Annotated in this window: 17 protein-coding genes and 2 pseudogenes; 8 read left to right on the top strand and 11 right to left on the bottom strand. The window is 73.3% G+C overall.

Annotated elements, in window-relative coordinates; translation table 11 throughout:
- Positions 1–81 precede the first annotated feature (81 nt).
- The 4 genes and pseudogenes from KIS93_RS02725 to KIS93_RS02710 all read right to left on the bottom strand — a co-directional run bounded on the left by KIS93_RS02725 (position 82) and on the right by KIS93_RS02710 (position 5798).
- Positions 82–1760: pseudogene (locus KIS93_RS02725) on the bottom strand (SpoIIE family protein phosphatase).
- Between the two features lie 434 nt (positions 1761–2194).
- Positions 2195–4702, bottom strand: coding sequence for a sensor histidine kinase (locus KIS93_RS02720; protein WP_080037911.1), 2508 nt, complete (start codon positions 4700–4702; stop codon positions 2195–2197).
- Positions 4672–5055, bottom strand: a complete 384-nt coding sequence (locus KIS93_RS02715) for a response regulator (protein WP_186403547.1) — start codon at positions 5053–5055, stop codon at positions 4672–4674. Before KIS93_RS02715 ends, KIS93_RS02720 begins: the two co-directional genes overlap by 31 nt.
- Before the next feature lie 50 nt (positions 5056–5105).
- Positions 5106–5798 carry a response regulator transcription factor gene (locus KIS93_RS02710; protein ID WP_206068859.1) on the bottom strand — a complete coding sequence of 231 codons (693 nt, stop codon included), beginning with the start codon at positions 5796–5798 and terminating at the stop codon, positions 5106–5108.
- 177 nt (positions 5799–5975) lie between these two features.
- Here KIS93_RS02710 and KIS93_RS02705 point away from each other — a divergent pair, with 177 nt between their 5' ends.
- From KIS93_RS02705 to KIS93_RS02690, 4 genes are all read left to right on the top strand, one after another.
- Entirely contained in the window at positions 5976–6239 is a 264-nt protein-coding gene (locus KIS93_RS02705) for a hypothetical protein (protein WP_155126832.1), read from the top strand.
- Positions 6217–6936 carry a hypothetical protein gene (locus tag KIS93_RS02700; RefSeq protein ID WP_155126829.1) on the top strand — a complete coding sequence of 240 codons (720 nt, stop codon included), beginning with the start codon at positions 6217–6219 and terminating at the stop codon, positions 6934–6936. Before KIS93_RS02705 ends, KIS93_RS02700 begins: the two co-directional genes overlap by 23 nt.
- Positions 6937–7221: 285 nt before the next feature.
- A complete protein-coding gene (locus KIS93_RS02695; RefSeq protein ID WP_230466086.1) occupies positions 7222–7770 on the top strand; it encodes a nucleoside deaminase in 549 nt (182 codons plus the stop codon).
- A 296-nt stretch (positions 7771–8066) separates the two neighbouring features.
- Complete coding sequence (locus KIS93_RS02690; protein WP_080037907.1) at positions 8067–9383, top strand: family 43 glycosylhydrolase; 1317 nt, start codon at positions 8067–8069, stop codon at positions 9381–9383.
- Positions 9384–9386: 3 nt separating this feature from the next.
- Here the strand turns inward: KIS93_RS02690 and KIS93_RS02685 are convergent, their stop codons facing one another.
- The gene (locus KIS93_RS02685) at positions 9387–10349 is read right to left on the bottom strand and encodes an EamA family transporter (protein ID WP_080037906.1); all 963 of its coding nucleotides are present in this window, start codon (positions 10347–10349) and stop codon (positions 9387–9389) included.
- A 91-nt stretch (positions 10350–10440) separates the two neighbouring features.
- Between KIS93_RS02685 and KIS93_RS02680 the strand changes: the two genes are divergently transcribed.
- Positions 10441–10944 (top strand): MarR family winged helix-turn-helix transcriptional regulator, encoded by a 504-nt coding sequence (locus KIS93_RS02680; protein WP_155126826.1) that lies wholly within the window; start codon positions 10441–10443, stop codon positions 10942–10944.
- 432 nt (positions 10945–11376) lie between these two features.
- Here KIS93_RS02680 and KIS93_RS02675 read toward each other — a convergent pair.
- From KIS93_RS02675 to uppS, 3 genes and pseudogenes are all read right to left on the bottom strand, one after another.
- Positions 11377–12153 (bottom strand): annotated as a pseudogene (locus tag KIS93_RS02675) (pentapeptide repeat-containing protein); the annotation flags it as partial.
- Between the two features lie 69 nt (positions 12154–12222).
- Positions 12223–12993: a GNAT family protein gene (locus tag KIS93_RS02670; protein ID WP_080037904.1), complete on the bottom strand. Its 771-nt coding sequence runs from the start codon at positions 12991–12993 to the stop codon at positions 12223–12225.
- A gap of 67 nt (positions 12994–13060) precedes the next feature.
- Positions 13061–13780 (bottom strand): polyprenyl diphosphate synthase, encoded by a 720-nt coding sequence (uppS, locus tag KIS93_RS02665; protein WP_240974106.1) that lies wholly within the window; start codon positions 13778–13780, stop codon positions 13061–13063.
- A gap of 158 nt (positions 13781–13938) precedes the next feature.
- On the opposite strand from uppS, the gene KIS93_RS02660 reads away from it, so the two are divergent.
- Positions 13939–14166, top strand: coding sequence for a hypothetical protein (locus KIS93_RS02660; protein ID WP_080037902.1), 228 nt, complete (start codon positions 13939–13941; stop codon positions 14164–14166).
- Here the strand turns inward: KIS93_RS02660 and KIS93_RS02655 are convergent.
- Positions 14163–14621 (bottom strand): cupin domain-containing protein, encoded by a 459-nt coding sequence (locus KIS93_RS02655; protein ID WP_080037901.1) that lies wholly within the window; start codon positions 14619–14621, stop codon positions 14163–14165. The genes KIS93_RS02660 and KIS93_RS02655 overlap by 4 nt on opposite strands.
- Positions 14622–14853: 232 nt before the next feature.
- On the opposite strand from KIS93_RS02655, the gene KIS93_RS02650 reads away from it, so the two are divergent.
- A complete protein-coding gene (locus tag KIS93_RS02650) occupies positions 14854–16092 on the top strand; it encodes an RNA polymerase sigma factor (RefSeq protein ID WP_080037900.1) in 1239 nt (412 codons plus the stop codon).
- Between the two features lie 80 nt (positions 16093–16172).
- The gene (locus tag KIS93_RS02645) at positions 16173–16994 is read left to right on the top strand and encodes a 6-phosphogluconolactonase (RefSeq protein WP_222107184.1); all 822 of its coding nucleotides are present in this window, start codon (positions 16173–16175) and stop codon (positions 16992–16994) included.
- 289 nt (positions 16995–17283) lie between these two features.
- Here the strand turns inward: KIS93_RS02645 and KIS93_RS02640 are convergent, their stop codons facing one another.
- Both KIS93_RS02640 and KIS93_RS02635 read right to left on the bottom strand, forming a co-directional pair.
- Positions 17284–18021 carry a GntR family transcriptional regulator gene (locus tag KIS93_RS02640; RefSeq protein WP_080037899.1) on the bottom strand — a complete coding sequence of 246 codons (738 nt, stop codon included), beginning with the start codon at positions 18019–18021 and terminating at the stop codon, positions 17284–17286.
- Positions 18022–18185: 164 nt separating this feature from the next.
- The gene (locus tag KIS93_RS02635; RefSeq protein ID WP_230466085.1) at positions 18186–19172 is read right to left on the bottom strand and encodes a LacI family DNA-binding transcriptional regulator; all 987 of its coding nucleotides are present in this window, start codon (positions 19170–19172) and stop codon (positions 18186–18188) included.
- Positions 19173–19473: the final 301 nt, after the last annotated feature.

Here is a 19473-nt window from a genome sequence, read left to right as displayed (position 1 = left end):
GGCTCGGCAGGGGCGGGTCGGCGAGGGCGCGCGGGGCTCGGCAAGGGCGCGTTCGGCGAGCGCGTTCGGCGAGGGCGGGTTTCACGACGGCACGCGCAGGGCCATCACGGCGATGTCGTCCAGGCCGCTGGTGGGCAGGCCGCTGACCACCGTGTCGCAGAAGCGGTCCACCGGCTCGCCGGCCAGCGACTCCGCCAGGTGCAGCAGCCGGCCGAGGCCCTCGTCGAGGTGCTCGCCGGGCCGTTCGACGAGGCCGTCGGTGTAGAGGAGGAGCGTGCTGCCCGGTGGCAGCGGCTCCACCGCCGACAGGCGCGCCCCGGAGTGGGGGAAGCCGAGCAGCGGGCTGACGCCGCCCTCCAGGAAGCGGCCCCGTCGCCGGGGGTGACGAGCAGGGGCGGCGGGTGGCCGGCGGTGGCGTACTCGAGGCGGTAGCCGTCGCCGACCGCTTCCACGCGGGCGTACACGCAGGTGGCGGTCACGTCGTCCGACAGGGACTCCATGGCGATGTTGAGGCGGGTGAGGATCTCGCCGGGCGGTTCGCGGCGGTCCATCGCGAGGGCGCGCAGCATGTTGCGCAGCTGGCTCATGGCCACGGCGGCGCCGAGGTCGTGCCCGGCGACGTCGCCGACGACCATCACGGGGACGCCGTCGGGCAGGACGAAGGAGTCGTACCAGTCGCCGCCGACCTCGGCGGCGGCGGGGCTGGCGCGGTAGCGGGCCACGATGCGCGGGCCGGGCAGGCGGGGCGGCTCGGCGAGCAGGCTGTACTGCAGGGCGAGCGCGATCTGCTGGGCGCGCTGGTAGCGGATGGCCCGGCTGAGGGCGTCGTGGGCGTGGTCGAACATGCGGTTCAGCAGGCCGATGTCGGCCTGGCTGATCGGCGGCCGGTCGCCGCACGTCACCGCGCAGACGACGGCGGGCACGGTGCCGTCGACCACGACCGGCAGCACCAGCACGCTGTTGGCGTCGTTGGCCGTCAGCCACGGCAGCGTGCCGGCGGGGGCGACGTCCGGCGGCGGCGACCCGGCCGGGAACCTCTTCTGGACGGGGCGGCGGCGCCGCACGGCCTTGACGAAGGTGTTGCCGGCCCGCAGCTGCTCCTCGCTGTAGGGGGGCAGCCGTTTCAGGCCGGGGCGGGCGGCGGTGGCCAGGCGTTCGACGATGAACGGCGCGCCGCTGTGCCGCTCGTCGGTGAGGTCGGTGACGAGGTAGACGCCGCAGCCGTCGGCCAGCTCGGGCACGATGACGCCGGTCAGCGCGCCGAGCATCTCGTCGAGGCCGCGCAGCTGCGCGGTGGCGGTGGCGGCGCGGTCGAGCAGGCGCTGGCGCCGCTGCTCCTGCCACTGCTGCTCGATGTCGATGCTGGCGCCGACCCACTCGACCACCTGGTCGTCCTCGCAGATCGGTACGGCGCGGAGCTGGAAGTGCCGGTAGCTGCCGTCGGCGGTGCGCAGCCGGTAGACGTGCTCCCACATCTCGGTGACCCGTTTGACGGCCCGCGCCCACGACCTCACGGTGGCCGGGCGGTCCTCGGGGTGGACCGCCCGCAGCCAGCCCTGCCCCTGGTACTTCTCCCACGGCATCCCGGTGACCCGCTCCCAGCTCGGGCTGGGCTCGGACACGAAGCCGTCCCCGCTGGTCACCCAGACGATGTCGGCGCTGACGCGGATGAGGCTCTCGTAGCGGCGCAGGATGCGCAGGCGTTCCTCGGCGACGGCCGTCAGCCGGCGGGCGGCGTGGGTCTGCTCGGTGACGTCCATCACGACCACGAGCACGCCGTGCTCGCCGGGGCCGAGGACGACCCGCGACAGGCTGAAGGAGAAGAACCGCTCTCCCGGCGCGCGGCTGCCGGGGATGGGCATGGACGGCTGGGCGCTGCTGGTGGCCGGCTCGCCCGTGGCGTACACGTGGTCGAACAGGGCGCGGTAGTGCGGCAGCACGCTTTCCGTGAACGCCTCCTCGACGGGCGCCCCGCCGCGTGGGTCGCTGACCATCGACCGGTACAGCGCGTTGCTGTAGATCAGCCGGTGCTCCGGGCCCTGTGTCACGGCCACCGCCACCGGCGCCGGATCGAGCATGCCGAACGTGAGCCCGCTGCTCCCGCGATCTGCGACCTCCATCGTGACCTCCCCCGACGGTCACAAGCTCTCTCTGGCCTACCCAGGGATGGTGTGGCACGAACTCGGAGCCGCCTTCAGGGGCGGTGGGCCGCGGCCGGGACGCGGCCGTGCAGGCGCAGCCCCGCGCCGGGGCTGGTCTCGATGGTGAGGGTGCCGCCGATGGCGCCCACGCGGTCGTACATGTTGGTGATGCCGTGCCCGGTGGGGATCAGGCCGGGGTGGCAGCCGATGCCGGTGTCGGCGAAGTCGAAGCAGAGCCCGTCCCGCTCGTGCAGGTCGATGGTCACGGTGGCCTGCTCGCCGGCGTGCTTGCTGGCGTTCTGCAGCGCTTCCAGCAGGCAGAAGTAGACGTTGATCTCGATCTCGGGCGGGTACCGGCCGAGGCCGGCGGCGCGGATCTCGGTCGGCAGCGGCGAGTGCCGGGTGGCGGCCCGCAGCGCCGCCTCCAGCCCGGATTCGGCGAGCTGCGGCGGGTAGATGCCGTGCGCCAGGTCGCGCAGCTCGGCCTGCGCCTCGCTCAGGTCGGACGAGAGCTGCGCGAGCACGGGGACCGCCTGGCCGGGGTCGCCGTCGATCAGCCGCTGGGCGACCCTCGACTGCACGGCCGCGGCGACGAGCCGCTGCTGGGCGCCGTCGTGCAGGTTCCGCTCGATCTGGCGGCGCTCCCGGTCGGCCGCCGCCACCAGGCGGGCCCGCGACTCCTGCAGCGCCTCCGCCCTGGCCACCAGCATCACGTGGTTGTGCCAGGCCAGGTACGAGGCCCGCGTCAGGGCCAGCAGCACCAGGGCGGCGACGACGGCGGTGACCGGCCACGTGGGGGTGAGGCCGATGCCGGGGCTCAGGCGGCCGGCGAGCGTGACGGCCACGGCGACGGCGACCGTACCGGCCATGACGACCTTGAAGCGCCGGCGCGGCAGGAACGCCACCGACAGCAGCACCGGCGACACGCTCACCAGCGTCGCGTACGGCAGCGCGGCCGGCACCATCGCGGTCAGCGTCAGCGCGTAGCACCAGGTGATCGCGGCCGACAGGCCGATGGCGTGCTCGATGCGGTGGCGGCGCACGACCCGCAGCGCCGCCACGACGAGGGCGGTCACCAGGCCGCAGCCGCCGGCCAGGGCGAGCAGCCAGATGCGGTGCGCGCCGGCGTAGACGGCGGCGGCGACCGCGCCGGCGCCGAGCGCGACGCCCATGATCGCCAGCAGGCCGGTGACGATGTACTGCTGGGGGTGCGGGTGGGTGCTGCGCTGCAGGATCGTGTAGAGGCGGGCGATGAGGTGCCAGACGGCGTGCAGCGCGCCGCGCAGCGCGCTGCCGGGCTCCTGGCTGGAGCGCTCCACGCCGGCGCTCTCCAGCACCGACCGCGGCAGGTGCCCGTGCAGGCGCAGCCCGCCGCCCGGCCTGGTGTCGACGGTGAGGGTGCCGCCGATGGCGCCGAGACGGTCGTTCATGTTGATCATGCCGGCGCCGGTGTGGACGAGGCGGGGGTCGCAGCCGGCGCCGGTGTCGCGGAAGTCGAACGACAGGCCGTTGCGGTCCTGGAGGGTGATGACGACGGTGGCCCGCTCCCCCGCGTGCTTGACGGCGTTGCGCAGGGCCTCCAGCAGGCAGAAGTAGATGTTGATCTCGATCTCGGGCGGGTAGCGGCCGATGCCGCTGGCGTGCACGGTGGCGGGGATCGGGGCGTGCTGGGCGGCCGCGCGCAGCGCCGTCTCCAGGCCGTACTGGCCGAGCTGGGGCGGGTAGATGCCGTGCGCCAGGCCGCGCAGCTCGGCGCTGGCCTCCTGGAGGTCGTCCGACAGGCGGGCCAGCAGCGGGCCGGCCCGCCGCGGGTCGTCGTCCAGGAGCCGGCGGGCCTCGCGCGCCTGCTCGGCGGCCGCGGCCAGGCGCTGCTGGGCGCCCTCGTGCAGGTTGCGCTCGATCTGGCAGCGCTCGCGGTCGGCGGCGGCGACCAGCCGGGCGCGCGACTCGCGCAGCGCCTCCGTCCTGGCGACGAGCATGCCGTGGTTCTGCCAGGCGGCCAGAGACACCAAAATCGTGATGAACGGGATGAACGCGATCGCCAGCGCGTCCGTCACCGACTTCGGCATCAGCCGCTCCAGCCCGACCCCCGGCGTCACGCTGCCCACGACCACCAGCACCGTGCCGACCAGCATCGTCGCGCCGAGCATGGCCGACAGCCGCTCGTGGTTCATGTGCTGCACGGCCACCAGCACCGGCAGCAGCACCGCCAGCGCCAGCGTGCCCAGCGCGAACGGCACCGCCGAGGTGACCGCCACGGCCACGATCCAGTTCGCCAGCGCGAAGACGACGACGGCGGCGAAGCGCCGGTAGCGGTGGATGAGGTGGATGGCGCGCAGCAGGAACGCCGCCAGCGTGAGCAGCAGCGCGGCGATGGCGAGCAGCCACCCCTCCCTCCGGACCCCCGCCCACAGGACCGCCATCCAGACGGCGGCCACCACGACGCCGACCAGGTCCGCCTGGATGTAGGTGCGCAGCCGCTCCCACTCCGGCGCGCCGATCTCGATGATCTCGTGCCCCCGCAGGCCGGCTACGAGCCCGCGGGCCCCCCGTCGCTCCACAACGCCTCCAGTTCGTCGGGGCCGAAGCGGTCCTTGTGCCGATAATGAGCGCCCATCACCATCGCGTCACGAGGCAGATCCTCTGTGTTGTTGACCGACAGCAGCACCACCTTCACGTCCGGATGGCGGAACCTGATCGTCCTGGCCGCCTCCAGCCCACCCATGCCGGGCATGTTCACGTCCATCAGCACCATCCCGACGGCGTGGTCCCGGAGGAAGTCGAGCGCCTCCTCGCCGCTGGCCGCCTCCCCCGCCAGCTCGAAGCCGTCCACCACCGCGATCACGCCGGTCACGGCCCGGCGGAACGAGGGCAGGTCGTCCACCACCAGAACGCGCACGAGGTGTTGCTCCACACCGCTGATCGTCGCACTCGACCGGCGCCGTGTCGGTGGTGCCACCATCACTATCGCGGGCGGATTTCTCCTCCTCCCGGGCCCGAGTCGAGGAACATGAGGACCGCCTTGACCCTCCGGTTGGTGTCGCGGTCGCCGCGCAGGCCGAGCTTGACGAAGATCGAGTTGATGTACTTCTCCACCGCCCGCTCCGAGACGTTGAACGCGGTCGCGATCGCCAGGTTCGACCGGCCCGCGGCCACCTCCGCCAGCGTCTCGCGCTCGCGCGGCGTCAGGTGCCGCAGCAGGCCGGCGTCGTTGCGGGCCTTGGCCGCCACCAGCGACTCGACCACCACCGGGTCGATGAACGAGCCGCCCGACGCCACCGTGCGCACCGCCGAGATCAGCTCGCCGGGCGCCGCGATGCGCTCCTTGAGCAGGTAGCCGCGCCTGCTGCTGCCCTGCTCGATCAGGGCCAGCAGGTACGTCGGGTCGAGGAACTGCGACAGCACCAGCACCGCCACGTCCGGATGGCCGGCCCGCAACGCCGTGGCCGCCCTGATGCCCTCGTCGCTCATCGTCGGCGGCATGCGGATGTCGGTGACGACGACGTCGGGCTTCTCCTGGTCGACGCACTCCATCAGCGCCTCGTAACCCGAGCAGACGCCGACCACCTCGGCCCCGGACTCGGTCGCGATCAGTGCCTCGATCCCGGCCCGTACCAGCAGGTGATCCTCGGCGATCACCACCCGGAAGGACGTCACGTGGCAAACGGTAGCCCGCCGCCCCACGCCCGCTCAACGGGTGCGGAAAACCGAACCAACGACTCGGGAGCCAGCTTTATCGCCGCAATGCCGGGGGCGGCGCAAACTGGCCCTATCGGCAGCGAACCTGCGAACGGATATGAGGGGTTTCACAAGAACAAAAACGGAGGGGGAGTGGTGGCCGAAATGCTTCACGTCACCGAGCGAGTATCGCGAATCAGGTCCTGCGTCAGCGGCTGGCTGGCGCGCGCCGACCGGGCGTTGTGCGCGGACCAGGACGAGCGGGCCCGCCAGTACGGGTGGACGGTCACCAAGACGGGGTTCGGCTCGCGGCGCTACCGCGACCCGCGCTTCGACGCGCTCAAGGCGGCCCGGCTCGCCGAGCTGCGGGCCGCCGGCGAGCCGGCAGGGGTGGGAGATGATCGCCATGTTCCCGCGTAATCCGCGCCACAACCCGTACCTGCCGGTCGACGACCTGCTCCTGGAGCCGGGGCCGGGGCCGCTCACACGGCTGTGGCGGTGGCGTACGGAGATCGTGCTGCTCGTGCTCGCGGTGGGGGCCGCGGTCACGATCGTCACGGCGGCGGGGCAGGGCATGTGGTGGGCCACGGCCGCGCTGGCGGGCACCGTCTCCGTGCCCGCCACCGTGCCGGCCGGGCGGAAATGGATTCTGCGGCACTTCTGGTGCCTGTTCTCGCGGCACCGGCTGCAGCGGGTGTGCTCGGAGACGTCCATGCACACGCGGGCGGGGCGAATTCCGCTGATCCTCTGGATAACGCCGACCGCGTTCGGGGAAAGGGCCTACATTCTGCTCCGGGCCGGGATTTGCGCGGACGACTTCGAGGCGTTCGGGGCGGAAATAGCGGCGGCGTGCTGCGCGGCTTCCGTGCGGGTGCGGCGGCACCCGCACCGGGCGCAGTTCGTCACGGTGGACATCGTGCGGCGGGGCGCCGCGCCGGACGCGGGCGCGATGGAGAGCGCGCCGGGCACGGGTTTTGTGGACGGCGCGCCGGGCTCGGGTTTGGTGGACGGCGTGACGGGCCCGGAGGCTGGAGACATGTCAGGGCCTGGGGCGGGGACGTGGGGCGACGACGGCGAGCAGGGCGGGAAGCGCCCGCTGGAGCGGCTGCCGGGCTGACCCCGCCCCATCACTCGCGGCGGAGGGGCTCACGCCACCCGAGCCTCCCGCCGCTCCCAGCCTCAGGGCACTCCGGGGCCACCGGGCCGCCCCGGGCCCTGAGGCTCCGGCCACCCGGACGGGTGCGGTCCCGTCCGGGTGGCCGGCGTTTCCGGAGAGGTGGCAGGCGTTTCCCGGACGGGTCGCCGACGCGCCCGGGACAGAGCCCGGCGTTCCAGGGCAGAGGCAGAGCCCGGCGTTTCCGGGCGAAGAGGTCGGCTGTGGATGGAACCGGCGGGTGGGGATGTGCTGTCCAAGCTATGGGCGACGTTCACGCCAGTGTCCCGCCCGCCGCTCGCCTCACGGGGTGAGCCGCGGTGGCGCAGGAGCCGGCTGACGCCGCGGACGGCCCTTCCCGTCCGCCGCGATTGCTGGGCGTCGCCCCCCGCCAACCCTCCCTGGCCGCGCCCCGCCGCCAAGGCGCGGGCGGGCGGCAACCCGCCGTTCGGCTCGCTCCTGGTGGGCCCGGACGGGACGGTGCCGGCCGAGGCGGGCAACACCAGCCTCACCGACGACGAGATCACCGCGCACCCGGAGCTGAAGCTGGCCCGCTGGGCGGCCCGCGAGCTGGATCAGGACACGGCGGCGCGGACCACCATGTACACGAGCTGCCAGCCCTGCGGCATGTGCACGGGGGCGATCGAGCGGTCGGGGCTCGGGCGGGTGGTGTTCGCGCTGTCGTCCGAGCAGCTCAACACGCTCAAGCCGGCCGGCTCGGGCTTCCCGCGGGTGCCGGCGGAGGGGCCAGCCCTGTGGGAGGAGGCACGCGTACCGGTTGAGGGCTACTACCAGTGAGCCTGATCACGGACGCCATCTGACCGCGCGGCCGCCCGCTCTGGCAAGCCCGTTACCGGAACGTTACGGCGAGTACACGGCGCCGAACGCGTTCACGACCACTTGACCTGCGCTTTCACCTTTCCATGCCTGCTCGCGGGGTCGGCGGGAGATTTCTTCCGGGTTATTGACGAAATAAAGCCGCCTGGGCAGACTCTCCGCATTGCCGCACAACGGCGACCCCCCAGCCGTTGGCAGGGACGCTCCGTCCTGCCCTGGGGCGCGCCGGGCTGCGCCGACGTGGAAGGACATGATCGATGACGGGTTCCGACAACGGGTCGTTCGACCGGCGATCCCTGCTGACCGGCGTGGCGGGCCTCCTGGGAGCGGCGGCGTTGCCCGCGGGCGCCGCCCAGGCCGCCACGTCAGAGACGGCGGGGCGCTATCCGGCCAACTGGCCCGAGCCGGAGCCGTACGGGCTCGCCGACACCCGGCAGGACCTGTGGCCGCGCGACGACAACTCCTTCGTCCTGCCGCTGGAGCTGCGCCCGCAGGACGAGGAGCTGGGCCGGGTCTGGATGCGCGACACCTACGTCAACTGCTTCCGCGTCGGCGGCCGACCGCTCTACGTCGCCACCGGCACCACCCGCGTCGCCGGGCTCCCCGCCGCCGGGCCCTGGAACGACGGCATCTACGTGTGGACGGCCAGGTCCCTGCGCGGGCCGTGGCGGCTGGCCGACACCACCCGGATCCGGCCGGACGCCGCCAAGGGCAAGGTGTGGTCGCCCGAGTTCGCCGGCGAGAACCGGCCGGGGCGGGTGGTCGTGGCGCCGTGGCAGGAGTACTGGACCGACGAGGGCCAGTTCGGCAAGCGCGGCAACGCGTGGGCGCCCGAGGTGCACTACTTCCGCGGCAAGTGGTACATCGTGGCCTGCATGGGCGACCACTCGCAGAAGGTGGGCTCGTTCATGCTGGTGAGCGAGGGCGGGGTGGAGGGCCCGTACCGGCTGGTGGAGGGCAACCACGACAAGCCGTTCGGCGACCCGTTCATCGGCGGGCCCGGCTGGATCAAGCCGGGCGCCTACCACCACATCGACGGCAGCCTCTACACCGAGGGCGACGACGCGTGGCTGGTGCTGCACAACAACCTGTACGCCAAGTTCAGGGACGACATGGAGGACATCGTCCCGGCGACGAACCTGCCGACGTTCCGGCAGACGCCGTACGCGCCCGAGCCGTACCTCGAAGGGGCTTATGTCTTCAAGTACGGCGGCAAGTACTACCTGCTGCACGCCGCCTGGAACCGGTCGTCGGTCAACGCCGACGGCAGCACGCGCTACGCCTACGACCCGGCCGGCGCGGGCCGGACGCAGTACCAGTACGACGCCGTCGTGGCCGTGTCGGACACGTTCGAGGGGCCGTACTCCGAGCGCTGGACCGCGGGCGTCGGCGCCGGACACAACAACTTCTTCGTCGACCACAGCGGCCACCTGTGGGCCACGTTCTTCCGCAACCCGAACTTCGGCTACTGGGCGGATCCGGCGCGCGTCGGCGACGCCGCCGTGGCGGGCGTGGTGCGGCTGGAGTGGACCGGCCCGCAGGGCAACCGCCTGTACGTGCAGCGCCGGAAGTAACGCTCAGGTCGCCTTCCCGGCGAGCTCGGGCTGCTCGGGCTGCTCGGGCTGCTCGGGCGGCGCGGCTGTGGCGGCCCGCTGTCGCTCCTTCGCCGGTACGGGCGGCGCGGCTGCGGCCCGCCGTCGCCGGGAGGGCTGGAGCTGGGCGGCGACCAGGGCGGCCAGCACGACGAGCGCGCCGAGCGCCTGCGCGGCGGTCAGCTCCTGGCCGAGCACGATCCACCCCAGCGCGGTCGCCACGACCGGGCTGAGCAGGCCGAGGAAGGTGACCTTGGTCGCCGACAGCACCCGCAGCCCCCTGAACCACAGGGCGTAGGCCAGCGCCGCCCCGACGAGCGAGAGGTAGGCGTACCCGCCGAGGTTCGCGCCGCTCAGCGTCGCGGGCGGCGCCCCTTCGACGGCGAGCGCGACGGGCACCAGCAGCAGCCCGCCGGCGACGAGCTGCCAACCGGTGGTGGCCAGCAGCGGCGCGGGCGACTGCCACCGCTTGCTCAGCACGACCCCGGCCGCCATGACGGCGGCGCCGCCGAGCGCGGCGGCCACGCCGAGCACGTCCAGCCGGGCGTCCGCGCGCAGCACGAGCAGGCTCACCCCGGCCACGCCAGCCACCGCGGCCACCATGGTCCGCACCGTCAGCCGCTCGCCGAGCAGCCCGGCCGACAGCAGGGCGACCAGCAGCGGCTGCACGGCGCCGACGGTGGCCGCCACCCCTCCGGGCAGCCGGTACGCCCCCACGAACAGCAACGCGAAGAACACCCCGATGTTGAGCGCGCCCAGCACCGGCGCCCGCCACCACCAGACGCCCTGCGGCAGGCGGCGGGTGAGGGCGACGAGCAGCAGGCCGGCGGGCAGTGCCCGGAGCACCGCCGCCAGGAGGGGGCGGCCGGGCGGCAGCAGCTCGGTGGTGACGAGGTAGGTGGTGCCCCAGATGGCGGGGGTCAGCGCGGTCACGAGGACGAGGCCCATGCGATTTCTTAGCACTAAGACAAAATATCTCAACGCTAAGGTATTTGTCACGCGATTTACCTCACCGCTAAGACATCGGTAGGCTGGGGTGGTGGCCGATCATGTCGAACTCGTCCTGAAGCAGTGGCACGACCAGCGCCCCGACCTCGACGTCTCCCCCATGGGAGTGATCGGGCGGCTGTCGCGGCTGCACCGGCTCATCGACGCCGAGCTGTCCCGGACGTTCGCGGCGCACGGCCTCGACCGGGCCTCGTTCGACGTCCTGGCCACGCTGCGCCGCAGCCACCCGCCGCACCGGCTGACGCCCGCCGAGCTGATGCGCGCCTCCATGATCACTTCGGGCGCGGTCACGCAACGCCTCGACCGGCTGGAGGCGCGCGGCCTGGTGACGCGCAGCCCCAGCGCGTCGGACAAGCGCGTCGTCCACGTGACGCTGACCGAGGAGGGGTACGCGCTGATCGAACGCGTGCTCCCCGATCACATCGAGACCGAGCACCGGGTCCTGGCCGCGCTGGCCCCGGAACGACGCGAAGCCCTCGCCGGAACGCTGCGCGACCTGCTGGAATCCCTGGGCGACACGACGGACCCGATCTGACGCGCCGCATGCCGGGCGACGGGCCGGAGGCGCCGCGAGGGCGCTGCCGGTGGCGCCGCGCTCGGCAAGGTGGCGTCAGCGCGGCCGGCGGCCCCTGGCGTCGCGGGTCAGCGGCGTGGCGTCAGCGCGGCCGGCGGCCCCTGACGTGGTCGGCGACGTGGCGTCAGCGCGCCCGACGGCCCGTGGCGTCGCAGGTCGGCGACGTGGCGTCAGCGCGGTGGGCAGCCCGTGGCGCCGCGTTAGGCGACGCGACGTCAGCGCGGCCGACGGCCCGTACCCCGGCCCTGGCCTCCGCCCTGGCCTCGGCCCGCCCCTGACCCCGGCCCCGCTCGCGCCCTTGCCCCCGCTCGCGGCCTTGCCTCGGCTCGCGCCTTGGGTGGGCCGTCCGGTGCCGGCCGGTCGGCGTTCCCCCGCTCCTCCGGCGCCGTCCGTCCAATGGGCGGGCCGGGACAGCGAGCCGGGCAGCCGGGTGGCGGAGTCGCCACGGGCCGCGTTGACCTGCGCCTGCGTCAGGAAGACGGAGCCCGTCAGATCGGCCCCCGACAGGTCCGCGCCGCGCAGGTCGGCCCCGATGAGGTCGGCCTGCCGCAGGTCGGCGCCCCGCAGGTCGGCCCCGATGAGGTACGCCCCGCGCAGGTTGGCCCCGCGCAGGTCGGCCCCCTTCAGCCGGGCGCCGATCAGGTCGGCCCCCCGGCGTTCCTTGCCCTTGAGCCCCGCCCGCGCCAGCTCGCTCGCCCGCAGCAGCAGTTCGTTGACCTCGCCCCGGTGGGCGGCGACGTCGAGCTTCTCCAGCGCGTCGGCGCCCTGCCGGGTGAGCCGCTCGGTCTCGTCGAGCGCACCCCGCAGCGCGTCGTGCAACGGCCGCGCCGCCTCGAGGGTCAGCGCCTCGGCGAGGTACCACAGCAGCTCGTGGAGCTGCCGCATGACGGGGAAGACGGCGTACATCTGCCGCGCCGTCGCCGGCTCCTCGCGCCAGCTCCGCCCCTCGTACGTGATCTGCGAGACCTTCTGCCCGGCCCCGAAGCAGTCGAAGACGGTGCAGCCGGGGAACCCGCGCTCCCTGAGCTGCGCGTGGATGGAGCAGCGGAAGTCGTCACGCAGGTTGTGGCAGGGCTGCCCGCCGGCCTTGTCCACGGCGAAGTCGGCCGAGGCCGCGAACGGCAGCGCGACGCAGCACAGGCCGAAGCAGCTCTCACAGTCGGCCAGCAGGCCGAGCTCTCGCGGGTTCGTGACGTACTCCTTCTCGCTCCTTCGCGCGGACGGGCAGACCAAGGGTACTCAAGGATGCACGTACGGCGTCGTCGTGGTGAGCTCGGCGAAGCCCAGCCGCAGCAGGATGGGGCGGCTCTGGTCGGAGGCGTCCACCTGCAGATACTCGTAGCCGCGCGCCACCGCCTCGCGGGCCCGGTAGGCGACCAGCGCCCGGTAGACGCCCCGGCCGCGCCATTCCGGCACGGTGCCACCGCCCCACAAGCCGGCGAACCGGGTGCCCGGGTGCAGGTCCATGCGGGCGGCGCTGACGGGCACGTCGCCGGCCATGGCGACGACCGCGACGACGGTCCCGGCGGCGAGCTGGGCGAGCAGCCGCTCCCTGATGCGGACGCGGGCGGCGCCCCCGAAGGCCGCGTCGTGCACGTCGGCGACCAGCTCGACGCCGTCCTGATCGGTCACCGGGACGAGCCGGATCCCGTCGAGGGCGGGCGCGGCGGGCAGGTCGGCCGCCCTGGCCACCATGAGCGTCTCGGCCGGCTCGGGGACGAACCCGGCGGCCAGCAGGCGGTCGCCGAGGTCGGCGGGCCGGTCGTGCCCGTACAGCTTCCACTCGAACGAACGCCCCAGCGCCCCGAACCGCCGCACCTGCGCGGCGATGGCGGCGTCGGCGTCCTGCCCGGTGCTCAGGCCGGACCAGAGGACGCCGTTCCAGCCGTCCTCGGGCCCCACCTGCCGGACCACGCCCCCGTCACGCTCGATCGCCGCCCCCGGCTCGCCCGCGACGGCCTCGCGCCGCAGCTCCCGATCGAACGCGGCCAGCACCTCATCACGATTCACCGGGACACCCCACCACCGGCGCCACTCCCCCGGCAACCGGTTTTGTCGCTTGTGAGGGGCTCGCCTCTCAGCTCCCGTAACGCCGCTGCCGGGCCGCGAAGCTGCGCAACGCGCGCAGGAAGTCGATCTCCCGGAACGCCGGCCAGAACGCCTCGCAGAAGTACAGCTCGGAGTAGGCGGACTGCCAGAGCAGGAAGTTCGACATGCGCTGCTCGCCGCTGGTCCTGATGACCAGGTCGGGGTCCGGCTGCCCGGCCGTGTAGAGGTGGCGGGCCACGTCGTCCACCGTCAGCGTGGAGGCCAGCTCCACCATGGACTGGCCGGCCTCGGCCCGCTCGTACAGCAGCTCGCGCAGCGCCTCGATGACCTCCTGCCGGCCGCCGTACCCGATGGCCAGCGTGAGGTGGAAGCCGGTGTCGCAGGTACGGGTGGCCTCGACGGCGCTCTTGAGCGCGCGGGCGGTGGTGTCGGGCAGGATGTCGAGCATCCCGGCCACGTGCACCCGCCAGCGCGCGTCGGGCCGGTCGAAGTGGTCGGCGACCATCTGCTCGATGACCCTCAGCAGGAACGCCACCTCCTCGTCGCCGCGCCGCTGCAGGTTCTCGGTCGAGCACAGGAACACGGTCAGATGCTGGATGCCGAGCCCTTCGCACCAGGTCAGCACGTGTTCGATGTGGTCGGCGCCGTACTTGTGGCCCATGCTCGGGTTGGCCATGCCCATCTGCTTGGCCCAGCGCCGGTTGCCGTCCATGATCAGGCCGACGTGGCGGGGCAGGGGGCCCGCCATCACCTGACGGCGCAACCGCCGGGCGTAGAGGGAGTGAAGGAGGTCGATCGTCTGCACGTTCCAAGGATGGCGCGGACGGCGGCCCGGAACCTGATCTTTCCCGATTTCTGACCCATAAGCTCTCCGGCCTCTTCCCTGCCGAGCCATGACGCGGCTACGTGCAGGTCACGCTGACCGCCGATCGCACCTTGCGCGCCGTGCGCCTCGCCTTCGGGCATTCTGCGCGCTTCCTGCGCGTGAACGACTCGGGCCAGGTGGACGTGACCACCTACACCTTCGCCCGCGAACAGTACTTCATGGCGGCGACCTCGCCGAGACGAGCGCCGGGCCCTCCCCCGCGGGCTGCCGGACGTCGTCTGCCCGCTTCCGAGACGGTGAACCCCTAATCGTCGACCTTGAGCTGGGCTCCCGTGTCGGAGACGAAGATGACCAGCAGTTTCGCCGGTTGTGTGCGGCTGGTGTTCTCGGTGAGCACGTGATGGGCGCCCGGGAGCTCCACCCAGTTCTCGCCCTGCCGGTACGTGCGCACCGGTTCGCCGCCGAGGCGGCTGCGTACGGTGCCCGCGAGGACGTACGCGTAGACGAAGGCGTCGCCGTGGCGGTGCGGGGCGGCGCGGGCGGCGGGCGGGAAGCTGACGATCGCCGAGGTGAACGTCTTGCCCTTGACGTTCGGGAGCGCTTGTTCCAGGAGAGGTGACAGCGTCTCGGACGGTGGTTGCGAGGCCGTGACGGCGGTCACCGGTATCCGGCCGGCGGCCTGTGGGGCCGCGGGGGCGCAGGAGGTGGACGCGGCCAGCAGGCCCGCAACCAGGAGGCTGCCGGCGAATCGTGCTCGAATCATGCCGGGCCCCTACCCTGAACAGGCCATATCTCGCAGCAGGGCGTCCCGGGCCGAGGTTTTCGGGAAGTGGTGTCGGATCGGGGCGGGGGTGTTCGTAGCAGAGGTGGGGACGCGCGCCCGCGATCCTCGCGCACCGCCTTGACACCCCAGGAGATGATCCTCGGATGCGGTATCTGATTTCCGTCATTCACCACCAGGCCGACGGCGCCACCGTCGAGGTGCGGGCGGTCCGGTGAGCACGATCGACGCCCATGAGGCCGTCACCCGGGCGCACCGGGACGAGTGGGCCCGCGTGGTCGCGGCCCTGACCAGGCGGTTCGGCGATCTCGACATCGCCGAGGAGGCGGCGGCCGAGGCGTTCGCGACCGCCGTGCAGCGGTGGCCGGCCGACGGCGTGCCGCCGAACCCGGGCGGCTGGCTGACCACCACCGCCACCCGTCTGGCCATCGACCGGATCAGGCGCGAGAGCAAACGCGACGACAAGCACAGGAAGGCGCTGATGTCCTACGACGACCCGCCCGAGTCTCTGGGCGTCATCGACGACGACCGGCTCCGCCTGATCTTCATCTGCTGCCATCCGGCGCTGGCGATGGAGGCGCGGGTGGCGCTGACGCTGCGCATGGTGGCCGGGCTGACCATGCCGGAGATCGCGCGCGCGTTCCTGGTGGCCGAGAGCGCGATGGGGCAGCGCATCACCCGCGCGAAGGCCAAGATCAAGGCGGCGCGCATCCCCTATCGGATGCCGTCCGCCGGCGACCTGCCGGCGCGCGTCTCGGGTGTCCTCGCCGTCCTCTATCTCGTCTTCAACGAGGGTTACCTGGCCACCGGGCCCGGCACCGACCCCGTGCGGCACGACCTGACCGGCGAGGCGATCCGGCTCACCCGCCTGATCCGCGCCCTCCTGCCGGACGACGGCGAGGTGGCCGGGCTGCTGGCGCTGATGCTGCTCACCGAGGCGCGCCGGGCCGCGCGCGTCTCGGCCGGCGGCGAGCTGGTGCCCCTGGCCGAGCAGGACCGCGCCGCCTGGGACGCGGAGCTGATCGCCGAGGGCCACCGGCTGGTACGCGAGCGGCTGGCCGCCGCCGTGGCCGGGGCCGTCCCCGGCCGCTACCAGATCCTCGCGGCGATCAACGCCGTGCACACCTCCGCCCGCGACATCCGCGACACCGACTGGTCGCAGATCCTCGCCCTGTACGACCGGCTCGCCCGCCTCGACCCCTCCCCGATCATCGCGCTCAACCGGGCCGTCGCCGTGGCCGAGCTCGACGGCCCGGAGGTGGCGCTGGCCGTCGTGGACCGGCTGGCCGAGACGCTGTCCGGCTATCACGCCTACCACGCCACCCGCGCCGACCTGCTGCGCCGCCTGGGCCGGGGGCAGGAGGCGCGTGCGGCGTACGAGCGGGCCATCGAGCTGGCGGGCAACACCGCCGAGACCGCCTACCTGACCCGCCGCCGCGACGAGCTGGGGTAGCGCCCGCGGACGGGCATTGCCCGAGCCGGCAGCACCCGATTACGCTGACTGGTACAACTGGTCTGCAGAGGAGTCTGCCCGTGCGCGTGCGGCCCACCGTCTTCCCCGATCCCGAAGCCCTGGGACACGTCCTCGCCGCACGGATCGCGACGGAGATCGCGGACGCCGCCCGCGACGGCCGGCCGTACGTCCTGGGCTGCCCCGGCGGGCGCAGCGCGCGCAGCACGTACGCGGCGCTCGCCCGCGAGGTCGCGGCCAGGAGGCTGAGCCTGGGCCACGTCGTGATCGTCATGATGGACGAGTACGTCGTGCGCGCGCCCGAAACCGGCCGGTTCCGCCGCATCGACCCCGACCTGCCCCACAGCTGCGTGCGCTTCGGCCGGGCCGAGATCGTGGAGCCGCTGAACGCCGCGGCCGGCCCCGGCCGCGGCATCACCCCCGACCGGTTCTGGGTGCCCGACCCCGCCGATCCCGGCGAGTACGACCGCCGGATCGCCGGCATCGGCGGCGTCGACCTGTTCATCCTGGCCTCGGGCGCCGGCGACGGCCACATCGCGTTCAACCCCGCCGGCACCCCGGCGGACGCCCGCACCCGCGTGGTGGCGCTCGCCGAGCGCACCCGCCGCGACAACCTCGCCACCTTCCCGACGTTCGGCGGGCTGGAGGAGGTGCCCGGCCATGGCGTGACCGTGGGCGTGGCGACCATCCGCGACCTGTCGAAGCAGGTGGTGATGGTGGTGCACGGCGCGGACAAGGCCGCGACAGCGCGCCGCCTCGCCGCCGCCGACCGCTACGACCCCGGCTGGCCCGCCACCGTCCTCAGCGACTGCGCCGCCCCCTCCCTGCTCGCCGACGAGGCGACCGGCCTGACGGCCGGCCACCCCGCGCCGGACCGCCCCTGACCTGCCATCCCGCGCCGGACGCGCCGAACGCTCCGGGCGACAGCGGCGCGCCGGTGACAGACGCAGCGGCGGCGGCGGTGGCGGTGGCGGCGGTGGTGACGGATCACCAGCCGGGCAGCCTGCCGCCGAGGGCGCGGGCACGTGGACGGCGGCATTGCCGACGCTCCGCCGCACGCGAACCTGGACGAGCTGACCCCGCCGTTCAGATCGGACGACGCAGGCCGGCGCCGCTCAGATCGGACGACGCGGGCCAGCGCCGCTCGCATCGGACGAGGGAGGCCGACGCCGCTCAGATCGGGCGGAACAGGTCGGCCTGGAAACGGTAGGAGTCGCTGCGGTAGATCGTCCGCCCGGTGAGGACGGCGGTGCCGTCGTCGGCATAGGTGACCTCCTCGCCGACCAGGACCGGGGCGCCGCGATCGACCCGCAGGAGCCGGGCGATCTCCTCGTCGGCGGCGTCCGCGCGCACCGTGCACGAGCTGCGGCCGACGCGGATGCCGCACTCGTGCTCCAGCGTCTCGTACAGGGAACGATCGGTGAGGTCGGTACGGGCGAGCGCGGCCGCCCGCGCGAGCACGATGACGCTCGTGTCGAGGCAGACGGGCACCCCGTCGAGGCCGCGCAGCCGGCGCAGCTCCAGCACGCGGGCGGCCGGGGCGACGCTGAGCCGCTCGGCCTCCTCGAACGTGGCCGGCCGCTCCCGCCGCAGCAGGATCTCGGAGGTCGGGGTGAGGCCGCGCCCCCTGGCCATCTCGGAGAAGCTCTGGAGCGTGCTCGGCGGCTCGCCGGCCACGTCGCGGGCCACGAACCAGCCGCGCTGGGCGGAGCGCTCGAGCCTGCCCTCCTCGGCGAGGCGCGTGAGGGCGTGACGCAGGGTCGAGCGGCTGACGCCGAGGCTGCCCGCCAGGTCGCGCTCGCCGGGCAGGCGGCTGCCCGCCGCGAACATCCCCCGGCGGAGGGCGTCGCCGAGCCGCCGGTAGGTCTCCATGACGGCGCCGCCGGCCTCCGCGTCCACACCGGTGCTCATGGCGATCACCGTAACACGGGCGAGTAGACCAGACATACCAGAGTCACTCGCCCGGCCCGCCCCGCTTTACGGCGATCATCCCGATCATCGCCCGACGCCACGCCGCACGTTTCAGCCGTGCCGGGCGCTGCCGCAGTCTCGGCTTCATCGAGCAGTCGTCACGATCAGCGGGGCGCGGCGGTGGAGCCGCGGACGACGAGGCTCGGGATGACGGAGAAGTGCGCGGCGGACGTGCGGCCCTCGATGCGTTCGAGCAGCAGCCGCCCCGCCGTGCGCCCCATGACGACGCCGTCCTGGTTGACGGTGGTCAGGGCGATGCGGGGGTGGGCGGCCAGCTTGGTGTTGTCGTAACCGGCCACGGACACGTCGTCGGGGACGGACAGGCCGACCTCGTGCAGCGCGGCGAGGACGCCGAGGGCGGCCTCGTCGGCGCCGGCGAAGATCGCGGTGGGGCGCGGCGTGCGGCTGAGCAGCTCCTGGGCGCCGCGGTAGCCGCCCTCCTCGGTGTAGGAGGTGGCGACGACGGCGATCTCGCCGGCCAGCCCGTGCTCGCGCATCACCCGCTCGTACGTCTCGGCCCTGATGCGCGGCGTGCGGTCGGCGGCCTGCCCGTGTGCCTTGTCGAAGGTGATGTGCGCGATGCGCCGGTGGCCGAGCCCGATGAGGTGCTCCATGACGAGCTCGGAGCCGACCCGGTCGTCGTCGACGATCGAGTCGTACGCCGGTGACCGGTCGTGCCGGCCGAGCACAAGGGTGGGGATCTCGCGGGCCACCTGCTCCAGGTGGGAGCGGCCGGCCAGGGGCGCGATCATGAGGATGCCGTCCACCTGCCGGTCGATGAGGGCGTCGATGGCGCGTTTCTCGGTCTTGTCGTGCGTGCCGCCCTGGATCATGATCGCCTGGTAGTCGGACGCGGCGAGCTCGTCGACCAGCCCGGTCACGATCTCGGCGTAGAACGGGATGCCGATGTGCTGCATGAGCACCCCGATCGTGTACGCCCGCCCGCGCAGCGCCCGCGCGGCGGCCTGGGGGCGGTAGCCGAGCTCGGCGATGGAGCGCTGGACGCGGTCGCGCATGGCGTCGCTGACGCCGTAGTCGTTGCGGATCACCTTGGAGACCGCCGCTTTGGAGACGCCGGCGTGTCGCGCCACGTCGGAAATGGTCACTCTTCGCCGCCGTTCTGGCGCGACCATGGGCATCCCCTTCTCCAGCCGAGTCGTGCCGATCCTACGACATGATCAACCCCGTAGACCGGTCTATGGAGAATAACCAAAGATCAATAAGGCACCCATGAAAGCCAGGAGGAGCGTCGTAGACCGGTACACGTTTTCCTTGACCGCCGTGCGGCGCAACGGCTACGTTAACTCGCACTCGGGGGCTCCGCGGGCCGCCGGCGGCCCAGGAGATGCCGTGCGAGCGCGGAGCGCCGGTCGCGAGCCGCGCGTCCGTGAC

Origin of the sequence: [Actinomadura] parvosata subsp. kistnae (genome assembly GCF_900323885.1) — a bacterium.
Taxonomy (GTDB): domain Bacteria; phylum Actinomycetota; class Actinomycetes; order Streptosporangiales; family Streptosporangiaceae; genus Nonomuraea; species Nonomuraea composti.
The sequence above is the reverse complement of the archived record's forward strand: the minus strand, read 5'-3'. Positions and strand labels throughout refer to the sequence as shown.